Source organism: Bacteroides sp. AR29 (assembly GCF_900217715.1).
In the GTDB taxonomy this organism is placed as follows: Bacteria; Bacteroidota; Bacteroidia; order Bacteroidales; family Bacteroidaceae; genus Bacteroides; species Bacteroides uniformis.
This window is the reverse complement of the sequence record NZ_OBMS01000002.1, coordinates 26,465-50,334: the sequence shown is the minus strand read 5'-3', so window position 1 is coordinate 50,334 and position 23,870 is coordinate 26,465. Positions and strand designations below refer to the sequence as shown.

At 48.4% G+C, this 23,870-nt stretch carries 20 protein-coding genes; 8 read left to right on the top strand and 12 right to left on the bottom strand.

Annotated features, from left to right (window positions below; all coding sequences use genetic code 11):
- Positions 1-28: 28 nt before the first annotated feature.
- The 5 genes from CSD97_RS00170 to CSD97_RS00150 form a co-directional block, all read right to left on the bottom strand.
- Complete coding sequence (locus tag CSD97_RS00170) at positions 29-514, bottom strand: DUF3836 domain-containing protein (RefSeq protein ID WP_016272428.1); 486 nt, start codon at positions 512-514, stop codon at positions 29-31.
- A 225-nt stretch (positions 515-739) separates the two neighbouring features.
- Complete coding sequence (locus CSD97_RS00165) at positions 740-1,681, bottom strand: bifunctional riboflavin kinase/FAD synthetase (protein WP_098031793.1); 942 nt, start codon at positions 1,679-1,681, stop codon at positions 740-742.
- Complete coding sequence (locus tag CSD97_RS00160; protein ID WP_098031792.1) at positions 1,665-2,285, bottom strand: HAD family phosphatase; 621 nt, start codon at positions 2,283-2,285, stop codon at positions 1,665-1,667. Before CSD97_RS00160 ends, CSD97_RS00165 begins: the two co-directional genes overlap by 17 nt.
- Before the next feature lie 2 nt (positions 2,286-2,287).
- On the bottom strand, positions 2,288-4,972 hold the full coding sequence (locus CSD97_RS00155) for a calcium-translocating P-type ATPase, PMCA-type (protein ID WP_098031791.1): 2,685 nt from the start codon (positions 4,970-4,972) through the stop codon (positions 2,288-2,290).
- 90 nt (positions 4,973-5,062) lie between these two features.
- Positions 5,063-6,229 (bottom strand): HAMP domain-containing sensor histidine kinase, encoded by a 1,167-nt coding sequence (locus CSD97_RS00150; protein ID WP_098031790.1) that lies wholly within the window; start codon positions 6,227-6,229, stop codon positions 5,063-5,065.
- A 75-nt stretch (positions 6,230-6,304) separates the two neighbouring features.
- Between CSD97_RS00150 and rd the strand changes: the two genes are divergently transcribed.
- A complete protein-coding gene (rd, locus tag CSD97_RS00145) occupies positions 6,305-6,466 on the top strand; it encodes a rubredoxin (RefSeq protein WP_005830549.1) in 162 nt (53 codons plus the stop codon).
- Here rd and CSD97_RS00140 read toward each other — a convergent pair.
- A complete protein-coding gene (locus tag CSD97_RS00140) occupies positions 6,463-8,160 on the bottom strand; it encodes a Na/Pi cotransporter family protein (protein ID WP_005834507.1) in 1,698 nt (565 codons plus the stop codon). The two genes, rd and CSD97_RS00140, sit on opposite strands and share 4 nt — an antisense overlap.
- An 83-nt stretch (positions 8,161-8,243) precedes the next feature.
- Here CSD97_RS00140 and CSD97_RS00135 point away from each other — a divergent pair, with 83 nt between their 5' ends.
- Together CSD97_RS00135 and CSD97_RS00130 are read left to right on the top strand one after the other, a co-directional pair.
- Positions 8,244-9,917 carry a nucleoside kinase gene (locus CSD97_RS00135; protein WP_005834505.1) on the top strand — a complete coding sequence of 558 codons (1,674 nt, stop codon included), beginning with the start codon at positions 8,244-8,246 and terminating at the stop codon, positions 9,915-9,917.
- A gap of 42 nt (positions 9,918-9,959) precedes the next feature.
- Positions 9,960-11,465 (top strand): sensor histidine kinase, encoded by a 1,506-nt coding sequence (locus CSD97_RS00130; protein ID WP_005830555.1) that lies wholly within the window; start codon positions 9,960-9,962, stop codon positions 11,463-11,465.
- 101 nt (positions 11,466-11,566) lie between these two features.
- On the opposite strand, the gene CSD97_RS00125 is transcribed toward CSD97_RS00130, so the two are convergent.
- Positions 11,567-12,940, bottom strand: coding sequence for an aminopeptidase P family protein (locus CSD97_RS00125; RefSeq protein ID WP_005830557.1), 1,374 nt, complete (start codon positions 12,938-12,940; stop codon positions 11,567-11,569).
- A 327-nt stretch (positions 12,941-13,267) separates the two neighbouring features.
- Here CSD97_RS00125 and rpoN point away from each other — a divergent pair, with 327 nt between their 5' ends.
- The 5 genes from rpoN to CSD97_RS00100 all read left to right on the top strand — a co-directional run bounded on the left by rpoN (position 13,268) and on the right by CSD97_RS00100 (position 18,572).
- Entirely contained in the window at positions 13,268-14,758 is a 1,491-nt protein-coding gene (gene rpoN / locus CSD97_RS00120; RefSeq protein WP_005830563.1) for an RNA polymerase factor sigma-54, read from the top strand.
- Between the two features lie 93 nt (positions 14,759-14,851).
- Positions 14,852-15,514: a membrane protein gene (locus CSD97_RS00115; RefSeq protein WP_005830565.1), complete on the top strand. Its 663-nt coding sequence runs from the start codon at positions 14,852-14,854 to the stop codon at positions 15,512-15,514.
- Positions 15,515-15,582: 68 nt separating this feature from the next.
- Positions 15,583-15,963, top strand: coding sequence for a glycine cleavage system protein GcvH (gene gcvH / locus CSD97_RS00110; protein ID WP_005834498.1), 381 nt, complete (start codon positions 15,583-15,585; stop codon positions 15,961-15,963).
- 116 nt (positions 15,964-16,079) lie between these two features.
- Entirely contained in the window at positions 16,080-16,589 is a 510-nt protein-coding gene (gene purE, locus CSD97_RS00105; protein WP_057256695.1) for a 5-(carboxyamino)imidazole ribonucleotide mutase, read from the top strand.
- A 114-nt stretch (positions 16,590-16,703) separates the two neighbouring features.
- The gene (locus tag CSD97_RS00100; RefSeq protein WP_081029006.1) at positions 16,704-18,572 is read left to right on the top strand and encodes a 4-hydroxy-3-methylbut-2-en-1-yl diphosphate synthase; all 1,869 of its coding nucleotides are present in this window, start codon (positions 16,704-16,706) and stop codon (positions 18,570-18,572) included.
- Between the two features lie 3 nt (positions 18,573-18,575).
- On the opposite strand, the gene CSD97_RS00095 is transcribed toward CSD97_RS00100, so the two are convergent.
- From CSD97_RS00095 to CSD97_RS00080, 5 genes are read right to left on the bottom strand one after another with little or no spacing between them, the layout of a single operon-like run.
- Entirely contained in the window at positions 18,576-19,577 is a 1,002-nt protein-coding gene (locus CSD97_RS00095; RefSeq protein ID WP_005830571.1) for a metallophosphoesterase, read from the bottom strand.
- Complete coding sequence (locus CSD97_RS00090) at positions 19,574-20,353, bottom strand: prolyl oligopeptidase family serine peptidase (protein ID WP_005830573.1); 780 nt, start codon at positions 20,351-20,353, stop codon at positions 19,574-19,576. The genes CSD97_RS00095 and CSD97_RS00090 overlap by 4 nt, the downstream gene beginning before the upstream one ends.
- Before the next feature lie 22 nt (positions 20,354-20,375).
- Positions 20,376-20,969, bottom strand: a complete 594-nt coding sequence (locus CSD97_RS18980; RefSeq protein WP_244284002.1) for a hypothetical protein — start codon at positions 20,967-20,969, stop codon at positions 20,376-20,378.
- Positions 20,920-22,026, bottom strand: a complete 1,107-nt coding sequence (locus CSD97_RS00085) for a sulfatase (RefSeq protein ID WP_227224330.1) — start codon at positions 22,024-22,026, stop codon at positions 20,920-20,922. Before CSD97_RS00085 ends, CSD97_RS18980 begins: the two co-directional genes overlap by 50 nt.
- Positions 22,027-22,045: 19 nt before the next feature.
- Positions 22,046-23,749: a family 43 glycosylhydrolase gene (locus CSD97_RS00080; protein ID WP_227224335.1), complete on the bottom strand. Its 1,704-nt coding sequence runs from the start codon at positions 23,747-23,749 to the stop codon at positions 22,046-22,048.
- Positions 23,750-23,870: the final 121 nt, after the last annotated feature.

Genomic DNA, 23,870 nt, shown 5'->3' with positions numbered 1-23,870 from the left:
CTCCCTCATTTCTATATTTGTTCTTCATTTATTTCACTGCCAGGAGCAATACGTCTTCCTCTGCAGTGGCATGTTCCACCAACAGATTCCAGTCGTTGTCCTTCTTACTCCATTTGTAACTCAAGTAGTTGATGTCATCTCCCGCCTGCAGATAAACTGCTTTTTCTTTCACATCGGAGTAGGCATGCGTCTTGTTGTCCCACAAGGCATATTCCACATCCGTACCGGCTTCTGTATAATTGTAGTTCAAGCAATAGAAGCGTTCAAACGCCTGCTCAATCTCGTTCCATTTCAACGCTTCCTTCTGTATCGTACGCCCTTGGGCATCATAGATGAAATTGTATTTCAAATGGTTCTGCAGAAACTTACCGTTCTCTACTTTATATACAATCTGGGACTCCACCTGATTTCCGTTCATCACTTCATTATAGGCAAAGTTTTCCTGGATATTACCACCAAAAGCATTTATCACTACTGTCACTACAAAGATTGTTGTCATTACTAAAGTTTTCATACCGTTATTGTTTTATTAGTTCTTTATTTTGTTTTTCGATAATCATTTATCGTTTTTCGATATGCAAATAAAAGACCTTTTTTTGATATGACAAAGAAAAACAGAAAATATTTATCGAAAAACAATAAAAAAAATATGTTTTACGATAAATACACAGAAAACAAACATTTCAAACGGGAAAATACATAGAACTGCAAGGAGATAAATGACCTTATCGCCTTATGTTTATAAAGAAAGAATGGATTTAATCTCCACCTCGTCACGGTGAAGCTGGGCAATAAGTTCTTCTATACTGTCGAATTTCAGTTCAGGACGGGTGCGGCGCACAAAGGAAAGACGCATCGGCTGCTGATAAATGTCAGCATCAAACCGGAATATATGGACCTCAATACTGCGATCGGGGCCGTTCTCCAACGTAGGTCGGTAGCCAATGCTTAGCATACCGCCGTACTCCTTGCCTTCAACACAGACACGGACGGCATACACACCATCGCAGGGAATCAGCTTGTCAGAATCGGAAACACGGAGATTAGCCGTAGGAAAACCTATTTTACGCCCCACTTGATAGCCGCCGACAACCGTACCGTCCAAAAAGAAATCATATCCCAGATACTCGGCAGCTTCCGAAACGTTTCCCTCCAGCAACAGACCGCGAATAGCCGAGGAGCTGACAGTAACCTCCGTTACCGATGTCTCCTTACTATAAGAATACGCGCGCGCAAGAAGCACCTCCATACCCAATTCGCGACCATAGTGCACATAGTCTTCAAAACCCTCGCTGCGGTTATGCCCGAAACGATGGTCGTACCCCACTACCAAAGCTTGTATCTGATAGCGATCCTTCAGTATGGACATGAATTCCCGTGCCGAAAGCCGGGCTATTTCAGGAGTAAAATCAAGCATCATGCAATAATCCACCCCAGTCTTGGCAAGCAGGGAAACTTTCTCATCACAAGTGGTCAATAACTTCGGATGATAATCGGCCTGCATCACTTTACGCGGATGTACCGGAAAAGTCACGACCGACGAAGCAAGCCCACGCTCGGCAGCTACCGCACACACTTGCTCTATCAGGTAGCGGTGTCCCCGATGTACTCCGTCAAAGAAACCGATAGTGGCTACACTTGGACGGGAACCAATGTCCGATGTTTCACAAAACAACTGCATGTCTCCAATCCTCGTGGGCCTTTGGCGTATAGGTAGAAATACCCAACGCCTCCGCTGTTCGGCAATTGGCCTCAGAATCGTCAATGAAAAGAGTCTCGTTGGGAAGAATACCGGTCTCATCCAGTACTTTCTGAAATATATCGGCATCCGGTTTTGCCATCTTCATCTCATAAGAGAGATAGATATGCTCAAAAAAGTCCTCCGCACGGAAAGCCTTGTAGCGAAACGCGTGCAGACACGACCATTGCCAATGGATTTCATTGGTGTTGCTCAGCAGATAGACAACGTATTTTTTGCGCAGTTCCAACAGTAAATCCAATTTAAAAGTAGGAATACTCACCAGGAAACTGTTCCAGGCGTCATCTATCCGGGCATCAGTCACCGGTTTCCCTATCTTTCCACGAATCACTTCCCGGAACTCCGCACTGGTAATCAATCCTTTTTCATATTTCTGGAAGAAATCCTGCTGGTGATAGAGGTCCAACATGACTTCCACGTCCGGCAATCCCAGCTTTCTGAAATTCTCCAAACAGCGCTGGCGGTCCAAATCAATCAGAACTCCGCCAAAATCAATAATAAGGTTCTTGATTCCTCTTCTTTTCATCACTATTTCTGTGTTAAACGCCGGATAAGGCGAACCAGTTCACCTATCCACAAAACAAACGAAGTAGAAACGACAATCGTCATCCAAGTCATAAAATCGAGCGGCACTGTGCGGAATACAGCTCCACCAAACTGTACAATCAGTATCTGTCCGCCCAAAATGGCAAGTATAATCAGCTCCATGCCATAAGATTTAGAAATGCCCTTGAACGCCGAGTCCGAAGTGCCGAACACACGTGCATTGAACAAGTTCCAGAACTGAAGCATAACAAAGAACGTGAAGAACACAGTCAACCGATAGGTAGTCATCCCCCCCTCTTCACTGTTAAACCAGAAGAGCATTCCCATAAGTAACACCAGGAAGGCAGACCCCATTCCCAGAATGTAATACCTCATGGACTTGGTTATAATGAAATCCGTACTCTTACGCGGTTTTTCCTTCATCACGCTCTCACTGGGTGGAATGGACGCCAGGGCCAGGGCCGCAAACGTATCCATAATCAGGTTCACCCACAACATCTGCGTGACGGTCAAAGGAAGCGTCGTACCCACCAGTGAACCCAGGAGAACGATAAACAAAGCCACAAAATTGATAGTCAGTTGAAAAACAATGAAACGCTGTATATTCTTATATAGAGAACGTCCCCACATCACGGCCGTACCTATACTGTTGAAGGAGTCATCCAGCAACGTGATGTCGCTGGCCTCCTTGGCAACGGAGGTTCCAGTACCCATCGAAAGTCCCACTTGCGCATGGTTCAACGCAGGAGCATCATTCGTGCCGTCACCCGTCACAGCCACTACCGCACCTTTCTGCTGCAACAGTTGCACCAGACGCTGTTTGTCTGTGGGGCGTGCACGCGACATTATCTTCAAGTCCATCACACGGTCCAATGCCTCCTCATCCGTCAATTCGGCAAATGCAGCTCCCGTAATGCGGTTCTTTTCCGTATCCTCCGGTTTCCACAGACCAATCTGACGTGCTATCTCGGTAGCTGTACCCGGTGTATCTCCCGTCACAATCTTCACTCCGATACCTGCCGACTGGCATTTGGCAACGGCCGCAGGCACATCCGGACGGATAGGATCACTGATGGCAACCACACCGAGGAACGACAAGTCATTTTCAGCAACCAATGACACACAATCAGACGCTTCCGCATCATCCACAATCTTGAATGCAAAGCCAAGTGTACGCATAGCCATATTCTGGTAGTTGAGCAACTGAGCCTCCACTGTAGAACGGTATTCCACCGCATCCACACGCTTGCCGTCCAACATGACATCCTTGCATTTACCCAAAACAATCTCGGGAGCTCCCTTCACATACAGCACCTTCTTCCCAATCAGGGGGGATTGCACCAGGGTAGCCATGAATTTCCTTTCCGTAGAGAAAGTCAGCTGGTCGATAACCGTAGCTTTCTCACGCAGCGCCAGGTAGTCGCATCCCTGACTGCTCAGCCAAAGCAGCAGTGCCACCTCCGTGGGGTTACCCACCCCTTTCGGCTTCTCGCCAGTCACCTCTTCTTCCAGAAAAGCAGTAGAGTTAGCACTGATACCTTCCATTACCAGCTTGCTGAGGTCATCATTCCCCAGCTGCCCGTTATTCTTCAAACCATAGAAATTGGGTTCATGCACCTGCATCAGATTTTGGGTCAATGTACCGGTCTTGTCGGTACAAATCACTGTAATGGCTCCCATCGTCTCGCATGCATGCATCTTGCGCACCAGGTTGTTGGTGGAGAGCATGCGGCGCATATTCAACGCCAGACTGAGTGTCACGCTCATCGGCAAGCCTTCGGGCACAGCCACCACAATCAGGGTAACCGCCATCATAAAGTATTGCAAAGTAGCCTGCAAGGCCGGCAGCCAATCACGGAAGGTATGAAATGAAGAAAAGTCATAGACCAGTACCACATCCTTTACAAAGAAAATGAAAAAAGCCAGACCCGCTACGGAAAAGCCAATCTTTCCAATCAGATTGGCCAATTTGGTCAACTGAATATTCAGCGGAGTAGGTTCCGTATTCTGTTCGGTACTTTGACGTGCCACTTTACCGATTTCCGTAGCATCGCCCACAGCCTCCACACGCATGGTGCCATGTCCGTCCACCACCGTTGTACCGCGCAAAATGCGGTTGGAAGCATACGTAGCCTCTTCGTCAAAGTCAGCTTCTACGGTAGTTTTCGTCACTACCGGCTCACCGGTCAGATTCGATTCGTTCACTTGCAGGGAAATGGCTTCCAGCAATTCACCGTCCGCCGGAACCTCTTCACCGGTTTCCAGCACCACTATATCACCCACCACTACATCTTTACGGGGAATCTCCTGCACATGTCCGTTACGAATTACTTTCACCAAAGTTTCTTCGTTCACTGCATTCAGCAGGTCAAACTTCTTTCCGGCATCATACTCAAAGAAGAAACCGATACCGGTAGCCAGCAGAATGGCTACTATAATGCCGATAGTCTCGGCATATTCATTCTCTACAATGGAAATAATCAAAGAAAACAGAGCGGCAACCAGCAATACCCTTACTACGGGGTCCTCAAACTTCTCCAGATACAATTTCCATAAGGAAGGCCGTTTAGGAGGCGTCAATAAATTTACTCCATGTTCGTCGCGGCTCTTCCGCACTTGTTCGTCGGTCAGTCCGACATGATAATAATCATCCTTTATTGCAGTCATGCAAGTCTTTAGGTTTAATTTTGGAACGCAAAAATACAATAATAATCCGGGAAAACAATACCTATATAATGATTAGTGATTAATTGACTGTCATTGATTCTCTTTTTCCCTCACCAGTTTCGGTCTGGTTGCAGGCTCCCACGGCAATGTGAACCAGAAAGTCGAACCTGCCCCTTCTTCCGATTCCACGCCTATTTCGCCCCCCAATTTGCGGACAATGGTCTGGCAAATGGAGAGTCCCAGTCCGGTACCGTTCTTTTCCTGCTTCAGCTTGACGAAACGTTCAAAAACATGTGGCAACTTTTCCTGGGGAATACCGGTTCCCGTGTCTTTTACGTAGAAATAGAGACCTTCCTCATAGAGTCTGAATCCGAGGGTAATACTGCCTTCCTGGGTGAACTTCAGGGCATTCGTCATAAAATTGGATATCACTTGTGCAAGCCGGTTTCTGTCTGTATGCATGGTATATTCCTTCTCAGAAGCCTCCCGGACAATCTGCACTCCACTACCCAGCTCGGCCACCCGCATACGGAACTGTTGTTCCAAATCGGACATCATCTGGTTGATGTCCACATCCGAGAACACAAATTCCAATGTTCCGGCTTCTATCTTCGAGAGGTCCAGAATATCAGCAATCAGCTGTTGCAGCATTTCATTGTTACTTTGCACAATTTCCAGGAACTGTGTCTTCTCTTCGTCTGTCGATGCAGAGGCCAGCAATTCCGAGAATCCGACAATTGCGTTCAGCGGGGTACGGATTTCATGGCTCATATTCGCCAGGAACACCGATTTGGAGCGGTCGGCATTCTCTGCCTTCTCACGTGCCAGTTTCAATTCAGCTTCCACTTGTTTCAGCCGGGTAATGTCATGCACGGTAATCACCATGCAGTCGCGGTCCTCAATCTCCATATACTCGCCGGAAACATAAGCATTGCATTCCGTAGTTCTGCCTTCGCTATCCCTAAGATTCAGAATAGCTGCCAAATCCGTGAAGTTCTTTTGCACCACAAAGGCATTCTCTATGGCATTCCGCACGGGGCAGTGCTCACACAAATCGTGAGTGCCGCAACCTCCTGCTGCCGACAAGGCATTGTTACAGCGCAGAATATCTCCCACCCGTCCAGTTTCGGCAGGCTTTACAGCTCCGGTAATATCGTAGTAATTGGTGTAGAATACAGTGAAGTCGCGGTTTATCAGCAGTACATAGGCGTGCAGATTCCGCATAATCGCCCTGAACAGCTTGTCGGTCATTTTCATAAAATGTTGTTTTAATAGAGAACAAAAAGGGCTTTTAAACGTTATTATAGGAGAATAAACCTAAAAAAGAAATTTATGGAAAAGTACATTTGCACTGTATGCGATTATGTCTATGACCCTGAATTGGGCGACCCTGAAAATGGAATAGAACCGGGAACATCTTTCGAAGACCTTCCCGAAGATTGGGTTTGCCCCTTGTGTGGAGTAGGCAAAGAAGAATTTGAGAAAGCGTCCTAAGACGCTTTCTTTTCTTTTATATCGCTGCTGGCCTCCACTACATTCACCACATAGTCGCCCAGCTTTTCACATTCTGCAATGATGTCCATATAGTAAACACCCATCTGGTAATCATATTCCTTGTTGTTCACATCCAAGATATTCTGATTCTTCAGCTGATTGCGGTAATTATTGATTTCATTCTCCAAATTAAAGGACTTGTTCACATCCGCGCCTGCATGCTCCGGATGTTCCACCACGACAATCATCTGCTCCAAGGCATCATCCGTCAGCTTCATCATGAAATGAATATGCTCGTACTGCTTCTCGGTGAAATCCTGATTGGTCTGGCGCTTGCGGTTGATGGTACGTGCCAGGTTATAGCAGCTGTCGCCGATGCTCTCTATCTCCGTCACTTCACGCAGCATGGCACGTATCTGCAACTTACTTTCCGAACTCAGGCGCCCTTCGGACACTTGATTCAGATAATTGGCAATCTCCAGCTCCATGCTGTCACTGATATTCTCGTACTTCTCCACACGGCTGAACACTTTGTTGAAATCATCATCCTTCTCCGTATGCAGCAAGTCCTGCACCATTCCGAACATACGGCGGGTACGTTCGGCAAAGAGATGTATTTCCTTGCTTGCCTGCAAGATGGACAGCTCTGCCGTAGAAAGCATACCGCCCGAGATAAAACGCAAGCGATATTCCTCGTCCTGCTCCTTCATTGGAATAATGGCACAGACCGTACGTTCGATAAACTTCACGAACCATATCAATATCAGCACGTTGCAGATATTGAAGCAAGTATGGAATGCCGAAAGCTTGAAGGATACGGCCACAGCCGGATCTTTAGTACCCATCACGTTCTCTACGAACCATGACACAGCCTCGGTAAAGGGGGTGAAAAGACACAACACCCATATCACACCAAACACATTGAATACCAAATGAGCCAAAGCAGCCCTCCTCGCCTGCGTATTACCGGTCAGCGCCGCAAGGTTTGCCGTGATGGTTGTACCGATATTCTCTCCCAAAACCAGTGCTGCCCCCAATTCGAAACTAATCCAGCCGTTGGCGCACATAATAAGCGTAATGGCCATAGTTGCCGCAGATGCCTGCACAATCATGGTCAACACCGTACCGATACCCACAAAAAGGAGTATGGAGATAAAGCCCATGTCGGTATAGTCCTGCACAAATGACAGCATATCAGGATTTTGGCTCAAGTCAGGAGCATTGTTTTTCAAATAGGAAAGCCCCATGAACAAGAATGAGAAACCGAAAATAAATTCACCGACAGACTTGCGGTTACTTTTTTGAGAGAAGAGGAGAGGAATGCCGAAAGCAAGAAGAGGAAGAGCAAAGGCGGCAATGTCCACCTTGAAACCTAAAGCTGAAATAATCCATGCCGTAACAGTCGTACCGATATTAGCACCCATTATGACACCTATGGACTGTGAAAGCGTTAACAACCCCGCATTGACAAAACTTACAACCATCACCGTGGTTGCAGAGGAAGATTGTACAAGTGCTGTAATCAGCACGCCCGTCAACACACCGGTCACTCTGTTGGTTGTCATTGCGGTCAATATTTTCCGCAGTCTGTCACCGGCAAATTTTTGAAGCCCCTCACTCATAATCTTCATTCCGTAAAGAAACAGTGCCAATGAGCCGAGTAGCTTTAAAAAATCATAAAAAGAATATTCCATCTTTAATTATTTAAGGTGTTTCATTCCTTCACGTGTTATAATGTCCTATATTTAACGTGTCAACCCACTAAAAACGAGACATCATGAAACACATGTTACAAATTTGTTGCAAAAATAATAATATTTCTAAAGAATTCCCTATAGGGAGCTCACTTTTGGATATTTATTACGGTTTTAATCTAAATTTCCCCTATCAGGTAGTCAGTGCAAAAGTCAACAACCGTTCCGAAGGACTGAATTTCCGTGTATACAACAATAAGGATGTAGAGTTTCTCGACATACGTGACTCCTCAGGCATGCGCACTTATGTCCGTTCCCTCTGCTTCATTCTTTACAAAGCTGTCAGCGAGCTGTTTCCGGAAGGAAAACTGTTCGTAGAGCATCCGGTATCCAAAGGTTACTTCTGTAACTTGCGCATCGGCCGTTCCATAGAGCTGGAAGATGTGACCGCCATCAAGAAACGGATGCAGGAAATCATCGCCGAAAACATCCCCTACCATCGTGTAGAATGCCACACCACCGAGGCTGTGCGTATCTTTAGCGAACGGGGCATGAACGACAAGGTTAAGCTGCTGGAAACCTCCGGCTCGCTATATACCTATTATTACACATTGGGCGACACCGTAGACTACTACTACGGCAACCTGCTGCCCAGTACCGGGTTCATCTGGCTGTTCGACATCGTGAAGTATTACGACGGCCTGCTGCTGCGTATCCCCAACAAGGAGAACCCGAATGTACTGGAAGAAGTGGTGAAACAGGAGAAGATGCTCGACGTATTCAAGGAACACCTGCGCTGGAACTACATCATGGGGCTGAGTAACGTGGGCGACTTCAACCTGGCTTGCGAGACAGGCCATGCCACCGACCTCATCAACGTAGCCGAAGCCCTGCAGGAGAAAAAGATAGCCCAAATAGCTGACGACATCTACCACCGCGGCGAAAACGGAAACCGGGTGAAGCTCGTACTCATCTCCGGTCCATCGTCCTCCGGAAAGACGACTTTCAGCAAGCGGCTCAGCGTGCAGTTGATGACCAACGGCCTGCGTCCCTATCCCATCTCGCTGGACAACTACTTCGTAGACCGTGAAGACACCCCACGCGACGAAAACGGAAACTACGACTACGAATCACTCTACGCCCTCGACCTCGAACTCTTCAACACCCAGCTGCAGGCATTGCTCCGTGGCGAAGAAGTGGAGCTGCCCCGCTTCAACTTCAACCTCGGGAAGAAAGAGTACAAGGGCGACAAACTTCGCATCGACGAGCATACCATCCTCATCCTGGAAGGAATCCATGCCCTGAACCCTGAACTGACACCACAGATTCCCGCCGCCAGCAAATACAAGATTTATGTATCCGCCCTGACCACCATCTCGCTGGACGACCACAACTGGATTCCCACCACGGACAACCGCCTGCTGCGCCGCATCATCCGCGACTTCAACTACCGCGGCTACTCGGCACAAGAGACCATTTCACGCTGGCCCAGTGTACGTGCCGGCGAGGACAAATGGATATTCCCCTACCAGGAAAATGCCGATGTCATGTTCAACTCCGCCCTCTTGTTCGAATTTGCCGTGCTCCGCTGCCACGCAGAGCCCATCCTTACCAGTGTTCCACGGAACTGTCCGGAATACGCAGAAGCCTACCGGTTGCTGAAATTCATCAAATATTTCACCCCCGTGCAGGACAAAGAAATTCCACCGACATCCTTATTGAGAGAATTTTTAGGAGGCAGTAGCTTCAAATACTAAGTTTTTATTCTAACTTTGTGAGCAAATAAAACAAACGTACACATGAAAAAAATTATTTCGATACTTCTCTTAGCGACTTTCTGCATCTTTACTCAACTCCATGCGCAAAACCGTGCAGACGAATTGATGAAACAAGCACAAGAAAATCTTACGAAAAAAGAATATATCAAAGCCCGCTATCTATTCCTGCAAGCCTACAATGCCTTTGCCACGCAAGACAAGTATGCCCAGGCAGTGGAATGCGGCGTCAATGCCAGCGCCCTCTACCATCGGGAGAATTACTATAAAGAAGCTTTTGAACTGCTGCGCGGTGCCGAGCAAGTGGTGGCAACCGGCGAACAGAAAACGGGCAAGGCCATGCCCAACCTACGTTTCCGCATCAACAAGGAACGCCTGCAGATGTACATCAACCTGAAAAATCCCGCACGCGCCAAGGAACAGCTGACCAAACTGGAAGAGACCGCCAAAGCCTCTCACAACGACTCTCTGAGCAACGACCTGCTTTATACGCAGGCCAACTATTACTACACCTTCGGCATGAACACACAAGGTGATGCGGCTACCAACCGCCTGATAGGGCAATATAAGGAACAGAAGAACTACGCCAAAGTAGACGAATGCTACAAGACTCTTATCAGTATCGCCCGCAAAGCAAACAATGCCGGACTGGTGGCACGCACCTACGACAAGTACATCCTATGGACCGACTCCGTAAAGGCGCTTACCGCCCAAGAGGAACTGAACGCCCTGAAGAAGAAATACGATGAAAGCCTGGCCACTATCCAGGAGAAAGATGATTCCCTAAGCGCCAAGCAGTACATCATCATCGGGCTTTGCATACTCGCCGCCATCCTTGCCGCCGCACTGGTATTCGGCGCCATCGTATTGCTGCGTTTCATCATCCTCACCCGTAAACAGAAGAAGGCCATCAGCATTGCTAATGAGCACAATGAGCTGAAAACCAAATTTATCCAGAACATTTCCGCCCAAATGGAACCGACACTGGACACGCTCGACGCCTCACTGCCGGGCGTAAAAGCCCTGCATGCATTCTCCAACCATATCCAGGAACTGTCCGAATTGGAAACCACCTTGTCCGAACCCTACGAAGTGCAGGAGAAGAATATCTCCACTTTCTGTGAAGGCATCATGGACAAAATCAAAGGAATGACACAAGAAGATGTCACCCTGACCGTGAATGCCCCCAAATTGAATGTGAAAATCAACCCTGAGCAACTGGAACGCGTCTTGCTGCATTTGTTGGAAAACGCCGCCGAGTACACCCCTGCCGGAGGAAAAATATGGCTGGACTTCAAGAAACGCGGTGCGCACACCCACCAGTTCATCATCAGCGACACCGGTTGCGGTATCCCCGAGGAGCAACGCGAAAACATCTTCAAGCCTTTCACCGAAGTGAAAGACCTGACGCAAGGCGACGGCCTGGGACTCCCCATCTGCTCACTGATTGCCACCAAGATGAACGGCAGCTTGACACTAGACAGCAGCTACAACAAGGGAGCACGGTTCGTACTGGAACTGCACGCATAAACCATACATAATACAATCTGTATGACCCCTAAATTTGAGAGCCGCTTGCCACCGGCATTATCGGGACAAACGGCTCTCTGTGTATATTAAGGATGTGGTTGTCAACGCAACGCTTCCACCTCTTCCGGTGTCAACGGAATTTTCTTGCCCAAGCGACGTGCTCCCGTTTCGGTAATCAGATAATCCTCCTCATTACGGATGCCGCCGAAATTGCGGTATTCTTCCACCTTATCGTAGTTGATGAAGTCCATGAACTTCTTCTCTCCTTTCCATAAGTCAATCAGCTCGGGGATGAAGTAGATGCCCGGCTCAACCGTATGCACAAAGCCCGGTTCCAGAGGGATGGCAAGACGCTGGCTCTTGCGGCCGAACTGCGTACTCTTGGGCTGACCGTCATAGCCTACCCAGAGCTCACCCAGGTTCTCCATATCGTGCACATCCAACCCCATCATATGACCCAGTCCATGGGGATAAAACAAGGCATGCGCCCCTTCGCGCACGGCATCTTCGGCATTGCCCTTCATCAACCCCAGCTCTTTCAGCCCCTCCACCATCACTTGGGCGGAAAGCTCGTACACCTTCATATAGGGAATGCCCGGGCGAAGCGCTTTAACAGACTCCAGATGCATGGCGTTCTGGATTTCGTAAACGGCACGCTGGCGTGGAGTAAAAGTCTTGTCCGCCGGCACGGTAGACGACATGTCACCACAGTAACCCGAAGGCAGCTCGGCGCCGGCATCAATCAAGAAAAGGTCTCCCGGTTGCACCCGGTTGCCGTGATAGTGGTTATGCAGGGTCTGGCCGTTGACAGTAGCAATCGTGGCAAAAGACAGCTCGCAGTTGTTCATCTCGGCGATACGGTTCATTTCGGCCACAACCTCGTATTCGTACATGCCCGGACGAAGCACCTTCATTGCGGTGATGTGCATGTCAGCAGTCACGTCGCATGCCTTTTCTATTTCCGCTATTTCTTCTGCCGACTTGTAGTTGCGCTGTGCCACCACCGCACGGATAAACGGCACAGACCCTTCCTGACGTGCCGGAGGAACACCCAGCCAGTCCATCAGTTTCAACTTATGCTCGGCACGATAAGGGGGCAAATAATGGATGGTCTGTCCCTTCTGTACAGCCTTGTGCAGATAACCGACGATGTCGGCAAAAGGACGGGTTTCGGAAATTCCCACAGCAGAAGCCTTTTCGTGAAGGGTGGGCTGGGTACCCATCCAGACAATATGGTCGATGGTCAGCTCATCGCCAAAAATGATTTCTTTATCTTCATCTATGTCGATGAGAGCTGACAGCCCGGCAAACGACAAGCCAAAATAGTAGAGAAAAGTGGAATCCTGGCGGTAACGGAAAGTATTGTCCTCATAGTTCAAACCTTGTTCATCGTTACCCAAAAACAGTAACACTCCGGAGCCTATCGTTTTTTTCAGCTGGGCCCTGCGCTGCACATACGTTTCTTTAGCAAACATAACATTCCTTGTTTTAGTAGTTATAGGACAAAGATATAGATAATCTTTGAAAGAAGATAATACAAAAAGGAGATTAATCTATATAGTTCATAATCAGAAGACTATTTTGCCAACGTTTTTCAAGCCTTTGGCAAAGTTTTGCCACCGCGTTGGCAAAGTCTTGCCATAGGCATGGCAAAAGTTTGCCAAGCTATTGGCAAAAGCTTGTTTTCTCTTTTCTTGTTAAATATCATCAGAGAGGTTTCGTGTTATCGAACTATTCACTATTTTTGCGGTAAATATCTGAAAGAAGATGCACAATGAGTGCATTGAATAATTTATAAAAATATGGCACAAGGCTCCCGACAAGTACAGACCCAAGCGCAACAGCAGATACAAACGCTGTCGCCGCAACAAATTCTGGTGGTAAAGCTGCTGGAACTTCCCGCCGTGGAACTAGAGGACCGCGTACGTGCCGAACTTCTGGAAAATCCGGCACTGGAAGAGGGTAAGGAGGATACTCCTGGCGACGAATACCCCGACACACCCGATGCGGAAACCGGCTCAGAAGATGGTGGAGACACTAGCTATGATTCTTTAAGCGATTATCTGAACGAAGACGATATCCCCGACTACAAGCTGCAGGAGAACAACCGCAGCAAAGGGGAGCAGGCAGAAGAAATTCCTTTCTCCGACGCCACCTCTTTCTATGAAACCTTGCGCCAGCAGCTCGGCGAGCAGGACTTGACTCCGCACCAGCGCGAACTGGCCGAATATCTCATCGGCTCGCTGGACGACGATGGCCTGCTGCGCAAATCGCTGGACAGTATCAGCGACGAACTCGCCATCTACGCCGGTATCGACGCTTCTCCCGAAGAGCTGGAAGAAGTATTGAAGATTATACAAGACTTCGACCCCGCCGGTCTGGGCGCCCGCACCCTGCAAGAGTGCCTGCTCATCCAGATTCGACGCAAGGAAGCGCAACGGCCCATGCCCTCGCCTCCACAATACTATATAGAAGAAGATATTCTTACCCAGTGCTACGAAGAGTTCACCCGCAAGCATTGGGACAAGATTATGCAGAAATTAGGTATCAGCGAAGATACCCTGCAACAAGCCGTTAAGGAAATCTGCAAGCTGAATCCCCGTCCCGGTGCCTCGCTCGGCGAAGCCATCGGCAAGAACATGCAGCAGATTGTGCCCGACTTCCTGGTAGACACTTATGACGACGGTACCATCAACGTGACACTGAACAACCGCAACGTGCCGGAACTGCGCATGAGCCGCGACTTCACCGAGATGGTGGAAGAACACACCAAGAACCGGGCCAACCAGTCTAAGGAATCCCGCGAAGCCATGATGTTCCTCAAACAAAAAATGGATGCCGCACAAGGTTTCATCGATGCCGTGAAGCAACGCCAGAATACGCTGATGACCACCATGCAGGCCATCATAGACCTGCAACGTCCTTTCTTCCTCGAAGGAGACGAGTCATTGCTCCGCCCCATGATTCTGAAAGATGTTGCCGAACGTACCGGGTTGGACATCTCGACCATCTCCCGTGTGAGCAACAGCAAGTATGTACAGACCAACTACGGCATCTACCCGCTGAAATTCTTCTTCAACGACGGCTACACAACCGAAGACGGCGAAGAGATGTCTGTACGCGAAATACGCAAGATACTCAAAGAGTGCATTGACAACGAGGACAAGAAAAAGCCTCTGACCGATGACGAACTGACCGAGCTGCTGAAGGAGAAAGGCTATCCCATAGCCCGCCGCACGGTGGCAAAGTATCGCCAACAGATGAATATCCCCGTGGCAAGACTGAGAAGATGAGAGAAAAGGATGAGCGATTAGGGATTAAGGTTTAAAGATTAGTGCATTCAAATAGTAAATTGTAAATAGTCAAATCGTAAATAAAATTAGGTTGTGGAAGAGCATATTATAGCAGATAAAACTTTAATCAGAACAGCGAAAGTGATTTCGGCGGTATTCACACCGTTCTCCATCCCTTTCCTGGCATTTCTGGTTCTGTTTATATTCTCGTACCTGCGCATCATGCCGTTGCAGTACAAGTTGATAGTATTGGGTGTGGTGTATTGCTTCACCATCCTGATGCCTACACTGACTATCTTCATCTTCCGCAAAATCAACGGTTTCAGTCCGGAAGAACTGGTGGAACGAAAAAGGAGATACATTCCCTTTATTCTGACCATCACTTCTTATGTATTCTGCCTGCTCATGATGCACCGGCTCAATATCCCGTGGTACATGACCGGTATCATACTCTCCGCCCTGGTAGTGATGATAATCTGCGTCATTGTCAACTTAAAATGGAAACTGAGCGAACACATGGCAGGCGCCGGAGCCGTAATTGGCGGACTGGTAGCTTTCAGTGCCTTGTTCAGCTACAATCCCGTATGGTGGCTATGCCTCTTTATACTGGTGGCTGGCGTGTTGGGCACCGCCCGCATCATCCTGCGACACCACACCCTGGGCGAAGTTATGGGAGGCTTTGCCGTAGGGCTTATCTGCTCGTTGCTGGTACTCCACCCGCTGAGCAACATACTGTTCCGAATCTTCCTCTTTTAAGAGCCTTGTTTAATTTTTAATTTTCAACTTTTAATTTACATAGTATCAACCCTTAAAAACTAATGATCATGAATTTCCCGACTAATGTAAAGTACACCAAAGAACACGAATGGATTCGCCTGGAAGGTGATGTAGCCTATGTAGGTATTACCGATTATGCACAAGAGCAACTGGGTGACATTGTGTTTGTCGACATCCCGACCGAAGGTGAAACATTGGCTGCCGACGAAGTGTTCGGTACCATCGAAGTAGTAAAAACCATATCAGACCTCTTCCTGCCCGTAACCGGTGAGATTCTGGAGCAAAACGAAGCCCTTGCCGACCAGCCGGAACTGGTAAACCAGGACCCATACGGCGAAGGCTGGCTCATCAAAATCAAACCCGCCGCTGATGCCGACTTCGACAGCCTGCTGGATGCCGAAGCCTACAAAGCGCTGATAAACGAATGAAATGAAAGGATTAGGGGTTAGCGATTAGCACCGGACGGAATGATAGCGCAGTCCCTAACCCCTAATCGTTAATCCCTAACCCTTATAAAATTAACCCTTTAATAATTTAAAGATTCATGTCTCCAATCGTTAGCATCATCATGGGTAGCACTTCCGACCTCCCCGTTATGGAGAAAGCCGCGCAATTGCTCAATGACCTGCATGTACCGTTCGAAATGAACGCTCTCTCTGCCCACCGCACACCGGAAGCAGTGGAGGAATTTGCCAAGAATGCCCGTCAACGCGGCATTAAAGTGATTATCGCTGCTGCCGGTATGGCTGCCGCCCTGCCCGGCGTCATTGCTGCCAATACCACACTGCCGGTAATCGGGGTTCCCGTAAAAGGGGCCGTACTCGATGGCGTAGATGCCCTCTACTCCATCATCCAGATGCCTCCGGGCATACCGGTAGCCACCGTTGCCATTAATGGTGCCATGAACGCTGCCATCCTTGCCGTACAAATGCTGGCATTGGGCGATTCCTCATTGGCCGAAACATTTGCCACCTACAAAGAAGGGCTGAAAAAGAAAATAGTCAAGGCAAATGAGGACTTGAAGGATGTGAAGTACGAATACAAAACCAATTGATTTACGATTGGATGATTTACGATGTACGATTGAAATTACTTCTTGGTATCTTCAATCGTACATCGTAAATCATCCAATCGTAAATCTTTTAATCCTTTAACTGTAAATATCATCGTGGATCTATTTAACTATTCCCGACGGGAAACGTCAGAAGTAAACATCGGAGCCACCCCTATGGGCGGCTCCAATCCTATCCGCATACAAAGTATGACGAACACCGCTACGCAGGACACAGAAGCCAGTGTAGCGCAAGCCAAACGTATTGTCGATGCCGGAGGAGAGTATGTACGCCTCACGGCCCAAGGCATCAAAGAGGCTGAAAACCTGATGAATATCAACATAGGCCTACGCCAGGACGGATATATGGTGCCGCTTGTGGCCGACATTCACTTCAACCCGAAGGTAGCGGACGTAGCAGCGCAGTATGTAGAAAAAGTCCGCATCAATCCGGGAAACTATGTGGATGCAGCACGTACTTTCAAACATTTGGAGTATACCGATGAAGAGTATGCCCAGGAGTTGCAGAAGATACACGACCGCTTTGTACCCTTCCTTAATATCTGCAAGGAGAACCATACTGCCATCCGCATCGGCGTGAACCACGGTTCATTATCCGACCGCATCATGTCGCGCTATGGCGATACACCGGAAGGTATGGTGGAATCTTGTATGGAGTTTCTGCGCATCTGCGTACAAGAGAATTTCACGGATGTGGTCATTTCCATCAAGGCATCCAATACAGTGGTCATGGTAAAGACAGTACGCTTGCTGGCAGCCGTCATGGAGCAGGAAGGTATGCGATTCCCGCTGCATCTCGGTGTAACGGAAGCCGGAGACGGAGAAGACGGACGCATCAAATCGGCCTTGGGCATCGGCGCCCTGCTGGCAGACGGCTTGGGTGACACCATCCGGGTTTCCCTGAGCGAAGCTCCGGAGGCGGAAATCCCCGTAGCCCGCAAATTGGTGGACTATATCGTGCAGCGCCACGACCATCCTTATATCCCCGGAGCAGATGTGCCGGAATTCAATTATCTCTCTCCCACCCGCCGCGAGACTGCCGCCGTACACAATATCGGCGGAGACAATCTGCCCGTGGTCATTGCCGCACGCTTAGACGGGGACATGGACTTCAATCCGCAATTCATGCCGGACTATATCTATACGGGACGTTCCATCCCGGAACAACTTCCGGAAGGCATGCAATGCATCATCGATGCCGATGTCTGGATGGAGCACAGTAACGGCAGAACGGAACCGGACAATGCCTGGCCTGCCTTTAAAGGAGACCAGCTTCCTTTCCTAAGCAGCTGCGGCGCTTCCTTGAAATTCCTCTTCATCACGTATATGGGGCTGAATGACGAAGCCATCGCCTGCCTGAAGTATCATCCGGAAGTCGTATTGATTTCGCAAAGCAATCATCCCAACCGGTTGGGAGAGCAACGCGCCCTGGCACACCAGATGATGAAGGAAGGCCTGAAGAACCCGGTAGTCTTCTTTGAACACTACGCAGAGAGCGAATTGGAAAATCTGCAAATCAAAGCGGCGGCAGACATGGGAGCACTCATCTTCGACGGTCTGTGTGACGGTATCCTTCTCTTCAACCAAGGAGAAACCATAAGCGGCAAAGTAGTGGATGCCACTGCTTTCGGTATCCTGCAAGCCGGACGTGTACGTACCAGCAAGACCGAATACATCTCTTGTCCCGGCTGCGGACGCACCCTCTACGACCTGGAAAGTACCATTGCCCGTATCAAGGCAGCCACCGGCCATCTGAAAGGACTCAAGATAGGAATCATGGGATGCATTGTCAACGGCCCCGGAGAAATGGCAGACGCCGACTACGGCTATGTGGGCGCCGGACGAGGCAAAATCAGCCTCTACAAGAAGAAGGAGTGTATCGAAAAGAACATTCCCGAAGAAGAGGCGGTAGAAAAGCTGATAGAACTGATAAAAAGTAACGGAGATTACGCTGAAAGGACTTAAGTCTCAGCGCAGATATTCGTCAAAGTCCACCTCTCTGAACTTAAAGTTATGATGTTCGGAGGGGTGGTAGGCTTTATTCCAAGTCGAATAGGTCTTCACATCTATCTCCCTTGTCTTCCGGTTAAAAGTTACAATGCGTAAGTAGCCCTCACCTCCCAATCTACTGCCTTCCACACCACGCTGATAGTTTGCCAGCATCTGATACACTTTATTTCCCTCTTTCCCTATAGAGACCAGCGTGCCGACTCCGCTTTTCAAGACATGCCCACAAAAGACAGCTATCACATTGCGATGTTTGAGAAGCAATTTCTCCCAGATTCCAGCACCATCGTTCACTGTGCGCCCAGACTCTTTACCGATGCCATATCCTTGAGGGCGCCACCAGTCTTTCCCGTCATGCAACGTACTGTCACAATACAAATAGGCGTGTGTATTCAATATGACAAGCTTATCCGGATGAATACCCACTATGGAATCGGCCCATTGCAGAGCCTCATCAGAAGGCCCGAATTCCAGATTCAAGACCAGCCAATCGGTATCGCCCGACCTAAGGTTTATGTAATAGTTATCCAATGTCTTTCCATCCGCACTGCCTCCCCAATAACTCTTCTGCTTATAGTCAGAAAGAGGGAAATACTTGTTGGCCATTGCAGTGTTATGCACGTCCGAAAACTTACCGGGCTTACTGCCAATATCGTGATTTCCCCATACGACAGAATAAGGTATTCCTGCTTGGCTAATACGATGAAAGGCTTTCTGCATATACGCCCATTCCACCGGAGAATTATCTTGTGTCAAATCTCCCACTTGGAACACGGCATCTATTTTCTTACGATTGGCAACCAACCAGTCCACTTGCGAATCAAAGACCTCCGGACATTGTTCCAGATAAGTCTGCGTATCCGGCAATACCACAAAAGTACTTACCCGACCAGAAGTGATGCAAGAAGTAAAAAAAGCGCCCCCTAAAAAGAGAATTCCGATAACAGACAATACTCTCATCATTTTTTCTTCTGATTAAACAGCCAACCCATAAACTCAGAATCATTGAACGCCGGTGTCCAACTGCCATGATTGACTCCAGGGAATTCGATATACTCAACATCGGCACCGGCAGCCTTCAAGGCCTTGTAAGCCTGACGCGAACCTTCTACCGGAACAATGTTATCGGCATCTCCGTGATAAATACGGAACTTCACGTCTTTGGCGGCAGAAAGCCTTGCCGGATTCACAATACCACAGATGGGAACGGCTGCGGCAAAAACTTCGGGATAACGTATCGCCAAATCAAACGTCCCCATACCGCCCATGGAAAGTCCCATCACATAAATCCGGTCTTTATCCACCTGGGGCATAGCCAAATAGGTATCCAGCAACTCCTTCAATGTGCGGAATATACGCGTAGGCTCCTGTACCTCGGGCATTTCTCCAGGTACAAACGACTTGGGACGACCCACATAAGCCCAATAATCTTCCTTAGGACACTGGGGAGCCAATACAAAAGCCGGATATTCTTCTCTGTTCACCGGATTGAGCCACATCTGCCCACCATGCACCAATTGCTTTTGATTATCATCTCCTCGTTCGCCCGCACCATGCAGAAAAAGCACCAACGGATATTTCTTCCCTGCCTTTTCTGCTTCGGGACGCAGCAAACGGTACTTCAACGAATCTCCCTGCGAAGAGACATACACTTTCTTTTCATACTCTCCATACAACTCCTGCGCATACATACACACAGACATCAACAGCATCAAGGCTGTACAAACTGTATTCTTCATATCCTACAAAATTAATGTTCAATTAAAAGTCTACTATCTCACTCTTCTTATATCCCACCCGGAAAGCCTGCACTGCCACCCGGTCTCCCTTATGGACAACAAACGGCTCAACATATAGATTCCAATGTTTCTCTCCATTCCGTCCCCGACCATTCAACTGATAGGCATAAGAGACTCCAGGAGTGGAACACTCCAGCTTAACCTGCCCCCCCTTTTGTACAATCTGCGGAGCTGACACGAGCGGCTGTACGCCGTCCGGCCACATAGTTTGTACTATTTCCGGTTCTGTCAGCGGACGACATTGCCAATATTTCCTTTCCCACTGCCGATATACCTTCCGCAAACGGTCAATGTCTTTCCGGTAAGCCGGATCATCAATCAGATTGCACATCTCATGAGGGTCTTTCTCCAAATCATAGAACTCTTCACGCGGACGGGGCCAAACAAACCAGCTTTCCTGATTCTCATCGAGCGCGCCTTCTTCATGGAGTTGAAGCATACGGCGCATCATCGGCATGTTCAGACGAAATCCTACCGGCTGATAGCCGGGCTGATTGGGAGTATAATTACAGATATAACGATAACGGCAATCGCGCACGCCCCCCCTGCTGGTCATAGCACTTATCCATACGGTCGCGTGCAGCAAAAACATAGTGCCGCGATGGCGAAGCATATTTTCCTGCAAACGCCTTGCCATCCATATAGGCAGGAGGCTTGATGCCCGCCAATGAAAGAATCGTGGGTGGAATGTCAATGATACTGCGAAGTCCATCATCAATACTGCCGGCCAACCGTCCGTCCGGATAACGGATAATGAGAGGAATATGGGTACCAACCTCTGTTATTTCACGCTTCTGCCGAGGAAGCGGTCCACCATTATCCGAATAAAAGATAAGAATGGTATTATCCCACTCGCCTGCCGCTTTCAATTCATCAATCATCTGGCGGACAAAACAATCCACGCGGTAAATATTGCTGTACATGACAGCAATATCGCGGCGCACAATGCTGTCCTCAGGATAATAGGGTGGCAACACCACATCGTCGGGAGAGACGTAAAGCGTATCTTTCGCACTTTCCCACACCTTTTGCTCATGCGAGGCAAGGGTATTGAATATAGCGAAAAAAGGCATCCCTTTAGGACGGTTGCGCCAATGCGCCTGCCTGCCACATTCGTCCCAAGCGGTCAAAGGCGGAAGAAACTGATAGTCGGTTTTCGGGTTGTTCGTACAATAATAGCCAGCGGCACGTAACAGCTCGGTATAGCACTTTATTCCCTCGGGTAACACAATATCGTAACCGGTTACCGCCGGTGGACGTGCAATCTGCCCCCCTTGCGTACGCATATAGTTGGCATTGATATGCGTGGGATACATTCCCGTAATAAGTGCCGCACGCGAAGGAGCACTAACACCCACTGTCCCATAAATGCTGGTATAGCGTATACCCTCTGCCGCAAGGGCGTCAATAGTCGGAGTCACTGCCACACTGTCACCGAAACAGTGCAGCCAAGGACCGATGTCTTCACATACCACACAAACAATGTTTGGGCTAACAGCATCTCCATCCTCTGTGGTAGAGACAGGAATCCCACCGGCCTTGACCTCCTGCGATACAGTACAAGCAGCCCAAACGGCACTACCATATAAAAAAGAGTGTATTATCTGTTTCATTACTGTTCATTTTATACAATCAGTGCGCCTCTCGAAGAAAGACACGTTGCGAAATACCATTTTCATTGAATGCCTCGATGGCAAAATAATATTTTTGTCCCACCGTGAGGGCACGTAAGTCTAATGAATTATCGCCATATACCATCCACGAACTATACAATTTATCAAGAGCAACACCCCACAATACATTATAGCCTTGCGCACCCTTCACCGCTTTCCAAGAAATGCGGGCATTACGTTCGTCCGCTTCACGCACTACCGTAAAACCTTTTACCGTAGCCGGTTTTTTCCCACGTCCCAAACCGAACACGCGAATATCCCCCATTGCCAGATTCTTGCCCGGCACGTAATGGTGGCGATAACGAATATAGCGTGCTTCTATCGGTTGATCCAGTTCTATGTAATTATGAGGGGCATCACGGAAACTGTTGCGATAGTCCACCAATACCCGCCAACGGGCACCATCCACCGAAGCTTCTACAAGATAGCGTTGCCGGAGGTTTGGCATACGTCCCCAAAATCCGGTTTCCTCATAGTCAAAGAAATTCAGTTGCAAGGCATACACGTCACTCACTTCTTCAAGGTCTATCTCCACCCATTGCTTATCGTCATTTTTTCCGGCCACCCAGAAGGTTTTCAAGTTCTCGTCCGTCACATTTTCCACCGGATAACTTTCCAATTGCGAAGAAGCCTTCACGGGTTTGCCATAAGAAAGCAACATCCAGCCCCGGAAACCACCGCTTGTCGTCTGTCGCGAAACCTGGTCGGGAGAATAGTGAGGATAGTCACCGAAGTAAGTATCAGAGTACATCACACCGTCTTCATCAAAAAATGTAGGAAACATACATAACCTACGCTCAAACTTATAATTAATGGACAGATGGATTGTACCGAAATGCCAGTATATTCCTCCCGGACCACAAACCGTACTTCCATGCCCGGCACCGGTAGCAAATCCTCCCGGCTTGTAGCAGAACGGATTATGAGCCGCGTACTGAAAGGGACCCAAAGGAGATTTTCCTACATAAACACCGTCACCATACACATTGAACTGAGTGCCCGGAGCGGCATATTGCAAATAATATTTCCCATTGTGTTTCGTCATCCACGCACCCTCGATGAATGGCTTGATGTCACTGGTATGATTTTCGCCAAAACGTTCCCACCCATGAATGTCAGGACGGAGAAAGAGCAGTGAATCCGGCTTTTTCGCTATCGGCAGGAATTTATTCTTCATATCAAGTTCCTTACCACGGATAGGCCAACGGTTGGAAGACCCCCAATACATATAAGCACGTTCATCATCATCAATGAAAAGGGCAGGATCCTGAAGGTCGTGGAGTACCGATGGCACTGCCTTCCAGTCCCCCCGTTTGGGATTATCGGTATACAGTATGCTCATGGCTCCGGATGGATTCCCACAAACATAGAGTACGGAATCTTTATAATTATGGGCAGCAGGAGCATTGCAACCTTCGAAATACCATTTTTCGGGAGTAATAAAGTCCCAATTCAGCAAGTCCTTGGAATGCCAGTAACCCCAGGAACGGGTAACGAACATATAATACTCCCCCCGAAACTCCACTACAGCAGGGTCGGCACCCGAACGATAGGACTTGCCCAAATGGGAATTGTGAAAAGGATAAGTATAGTCCAGATTAAGAGGGTTACAGTAGGTAGTAGTACGATATTGTGCATGTAATGAACCGACGAACAACAACATCAACCAAGCGATGCAATACGACTTTTTATCCATAGTTTTATTAAGCTGACAATAAACAAAATACACATAAAACGACAAATGAGGGTGTGTCAAAACGGTTGATGGCACACCCTCATTTTAC